Origin of the sequence: Vibrio sp. V42_P2S4T144, from assembly GCF_009904715.1 — a bacterium.
Classification (GTDB): domain Bacteria; phylum Pseudomonadota; class Gammaproteobacteria; order Enterobacterales; family Vibrionaceae; genus Vibrio; species Vibrio alginolyticus.
The window spans coordinates 1-3,072 of sequence record NZ_WXWS01000204.1; the positions used below are offsets into that span (position 1 = coordinate 1).

Annotated in this window: 3 protein-coding genes; all 3 read right to left on the minus strand. The window is 41.8% G+C overall.

Annotated elements, in window-relative coordinates; genetic code table 11:
• Positions 1-28: 28 nt before the first annotated feature.
• A complete protein-coding gene (locus tag CAG68_RS06985) occupies positions 29-1,288 on the minus strand; it encodes an outer membrane protein transport protein (RefSeq protein WP_064354222.1) in 1,260 nt (419 codons plus the stop codon).
• A gap of 297 nt (positions 1,289-1,585) precedes the next feature.
• Positions 1,586-2,317 (minus strand): DUF3379 domain-containing protein, encoded by a 732-nt coding sequence (locus CAG68_RS06990; RefSeq protein ID WP_017635939.1) that lies wholly within the window; start codon positions 2,315-2,317, stop codon positions 1,586-1,588.
• Entirely contained in the window at positions 2,310-2,885 is a 576-nt protein-coding gene (locus tag CAG68_RS06995; protein ID WP_005380528.1) for a sigma-70 family RNA polymerase sigma factor, read from the minus strand. The genes CAG68_RS06990 and CAG68_RS06995 overlap by 8 nt, the downstream gene beginning before the upstream one ends.
• Between the last annotated feature and the right edge of the window lie 187 nt (positions 2,886-3,072).

Sequence of the window (3,072 nt, forward strand, 5' to 3'; positions counted from 1 at the left end):
ATTTTTCTACTAACTAACAGCGAAGCGTTTAGAAGCTACGGCTGTATTGTAAGCCGAATAGAATTGCATCAGCATGAGTTGTTGCTGTTACACCGGTAGAAAGACCAGGAGCTAATTGAGTATTCTCATTAACTTTTACATCTTCACCTAACAAGTACGTGAAGCCAAAATCGATGTTTGAGCTATTATCAATATGGTAAGAGAAACCTGTGGAGAACCACTGGCGATCTGAGTCTGGTACCGAGATAGACGTTACTTTATCTTGAGCGCTTGTGTCGTACATGTAACCAGCACGAAGTGTCCAGTTGTTGTTTAGGTAGTAAGTACCACCAATTGCGTAGTGCCAGCCATCTTGCCATTGATAGTCTTTCGAGTAACCACCTTTAAGTAAACCCTGATTTAGGTTCTCAAAATCAATTTGGTCGAAATCTTTCCAACCGATGTATTGGATGCTGTAGTGTACAGCAAACTTAGTGTCTTGGATTTTGTGGAAACCAGAAAATTCGGCCATATCTGGTAGAGGTAGCGTGATTTCCTGACCTTTATCGTCTTTCGCCGTAAATTCAGGGCTGTAACGATATGCTAGACCAAAACGGTTGTTTTCATCTAGTTCGTACACAGTACCAACGTTAAAACCAACAGCCCAACCATCAGCTTTATCTACGTCCAGAATTTTTTGACCGCCAACCCCTGGGACTGAAGAGCTAGTTGTACGCTTCATTGTGCCTTGGCCGTAGATTAAATCTAAACCAGCACCAAAGCTCCATTGTTCGTTTAAACGGTAAGAACCCGCCAATCCAAAGTTGAAGCTTTTTACATCCGTAAGACCACCGTACTCGGTTGCGGTGTAGTTATCTGAAAATTCAGTTTTAGTGCCGAAATTAGAGTATGCGTTTACGCCCCATGCAAACTTGTCATTTACTGGAACGATTAGGTGAATGTTTGGAGCTATTGACGTATCACCCACATCATCAGTGTCAGCAACATTTACAGTACTGGAGCCCAAAGGAGTATTAACGTTATATTTCGCATCTTTCACTTCAATCATTGAAGTAATGCTTTCGAAACCTAGCGACAGTTCCATTTTATCAAACAGAGCCATTGCTGCTGGGTTACGAGCCATTACCGCTGCATTATCTGCGATTACTGCATCACCAGCAAATGCACGGCCGATGCCAGTTGCTGATTGAGCGTTGATTTGGAAACCCGCTGCCATCGATTGACCTGAGGCAAAAGCTACCGTTACTGCTAGGAGAGTCTTTTTAAACAGACGCGTGTTCTGAGTCATTTGTTTTTCCTTATTAGATTCGTCTCTTTGGACGATAAATTGAGCTTTTGCTCAGTGGCGCAGATAGTAGTATCAATAATTGCTTGGACAAATCCGACCATTGGATAAAATTGAATAAAAATTGCAGAAATGATGTCTAAAAGACGGGAAATTGCACTTAAAATGCATAATTTAGAGTTTAAGCTCTAAATGCTATAGCAGTGGTGAATGTTTTGTGCTCTATTTATACAAAAATGCCGCTAAATAAGATCATTTAGCGGCATTTAACCTTTTGAAGGCTGGAAATCGTCGAAGTTGTTACATCGGCTTAATCATTGATGCAAGAGTCGTAGCGATCGCATCAATATTTTCACCTTCTTCCCCGACTAAAATCAGGCTTGAACTCCCGACGGGCTGAACGATTCCGGTCATGCCATCCTTACTAAAGTCGGTACTTTGTTCGCTTGGAATACCAGTAATAAATAACGTTACTTTACCTTTTGGACCTTGGAACACCATATGCACCGCGTTGGATTCGCCAAAACCGCAGTGGTTTAGGTAGTAAACGTGATATGGAAAGTTTTCACTAAACTGGTAATGAAATGGCGACATTTTCGCATTAATTTGCGAGCTCGGTACATCCTCATCAAGATGACGAACAAACGGTTCTTCATGAATAACGTGTTTCATTGCGGTATCCGCTAAACTGGCTTGTGCTGGAGACACCAAAACATTTCCCCAGTTTACTTGGCCAACTAATAATCCTGCGGTGAACGCAATAGAAGCGGCAAGTGCCATTGCTTTGCGGACAAAGTTTGGTCTGACGACCTTCTCTTCATCAAGTGCACTCGACGTCTGGCTAAATAAAATCTTATCTGCGAGATCTTCGGGTACATCCACATTCATGGCTTGTTTAATTTTTACATCGAGATCCAAAACGTCATCAACAAACTTATTGTTGGCGTCGCTACCAGCTAAAGCTTGCAGAATCTCTTCATCCTTTTGTTTTGGATCCGACAAAATACGACGACGAAATTCTAAATCATCCATTCTTTTGTCCTCTCTTAGTATCTTGAGAATCCAACATCTCTTTAAGTTGATTACGAGCGCGAAATAGTCGAGTCATCACTGTGTTTTTATTTAAATCAAGAATGTCGCCAATTTCTTCTCCACTGAAACCACCGACAACTTGGAGAAATAAAGGCTCACGATATTCAACATCGAGCTTCATGATCTGTGCCTGCAGCCATTCTTGCTGATGATGTGAGTCATCGCTGACTTTAGCATCATTGCCGTAATCATCGATATCAACTAAATCAAATTGTTTACGTTCGAAGCGGCGCGCATTTTCTCGTCTCAATATTGTGATGAGCCAAGACTTGGCAGCTTTTTCGTCTTGGAGGCTATCGAGTGACTTCCAAGCTCTAAGACAGGTTTCCTGAACTAGATCTTCCGCGACCGCTTTATCTTTGCACAACCAATATGCGTAGCGGTACAAGTCACGATGATACCCTCGGACGAGCGCTTCGTATTTTCTTTGCTTGTCCATATCAGAGTTGACCGGACTGTTGGAATTTTTCTTTCCAAACATTTTTAATATGGCCACAGGAGCCTCCATCCTCGCTCTGTGAGTTTCTTATTTGTTCTGAGCATGACTTTACTTGCTTCATCGCTTAGCGGTTTTGGTTGCAGGATTTGTCATGCAACCCCTTTGACACAATAAGCCATGTGGTTACCTAAAAGTGTATACGCAAATGTCAGATATCATCGAACACGAATTGATATATATTGTTAACAATATCATC

Excerpts from the sequence above, each read along its gene's own strand:
- CAG68_RS06985 (WP_064354222.1), bottom strand. The coding sequence starts at position 1,288 with ATGACTCAGAACACGCGTCTGTTTAAAAAGACTCTCCTAGCAGTAACG.
- CAG68_RS06990 (WP_017635939.1), bottom strand. The coding sequence starts at position 2,317 with ATGGATGATTTAGAATTTCGTCGTCGTATTTTGTCGGATCCAAAACAA.
- CAG68_RS06995 (WP_005380528.1), bottom strand. The coding sequence starts at position 2,885 with ATGGAGGCTCCTGTGGCCATATTAAAAATGTTTGGAAAGAAAAATTCC.